Source organism: Treponema sp. R80B11-R83G3 (assembly GCF_054786115.1).
This window is the reverse complement of sequence record NZ_BDHF01000336.1, coordinates 1-808: the sequence shown is the minus strand read 5'-3', so window position 1 is coordinate 808 and position 808 is coordinate 1. Positions and strand designations below refer to the sequence as shown.

Sequence of the window (808 nt, the reverse complement as noted above, 5' to 3'; positions counted from 1 at the left end):
GGTCATAAAACCGAGTCTGTTTTTAAGGGCTATTCAGGCCATGCGCTTGAAACCGATCTAAATGATGTGACGTTATTTCAACGCCGCGTCCATCATAAAAAGTTTTATTCCTTCGTCGGGGAACCGTTCCTTTACTTCCCGAACTGCGGTTTCCGCCCTGGCTGTTTCTTCTTCGCCTAAGTAACTGATGAGCGGCAGTTTTGCGCAATCGTTACAAGTGGCTCTTTGTTAAATTAAACCCAAATAATTTCTTTTGCCCCGATTTTATTCGTCTCTCCGTGCCGTCCTGGCACGGGGATTTTATTCAACAGAGGGATAATAAAGCGTTCTTTCGCATTTCGCCGCCATATTTGCAAACTTGCTACAGGATTTCCCCTCTCCTCTACACGATGTATGCCCAAGCATTTATTCAGTACAGGCGGGCAGGCTGCGCACGCTGTAAAAACTTCGTAAGAGTCCGCCTACGAGCCTTTCGGCGACTAAACAGCGTGGGTAGAAAGCTTTATCGTGGGTTTGTCGCCGAACTCTTATTCTCTGAATTTTCTTTGTTTTATTCCAAAGTCTCTCCGGCGGGGAACGCCCGAAAGATGTTTTTACATCGCACGCAGCCTGCCCGCCTGTACTCAAGTATTTATATGGGCATACATCTTAGAACGCTAAAGGGCATAATTCCCCCCTAAATTCCCCTTGCAAACCTTAAAAGATTACTATAAAATAATCCCATGGCTAATAAGAACATACAAACAGCCAAAACCCCACAAATCGCAACACGCAACACGCACACCCAAACAACAGCGCCCCGTCAAGG

General features: G+C 46.2%; 1 protein-coding gene. It reads left to right on the top strand.

Features of this window, described 5'->3' with window-relative positions:
* On the top strand, nucleotides 1-180 hold a 180-nt coding region (locus tag ACYVRH_RS13700; protein ID WP_461257445.1), incomplete at its 5' end, for a hypothetical protein.
* Between the last annotated feature and the right edge of the window lie 628 nt (nucleotides 181-808).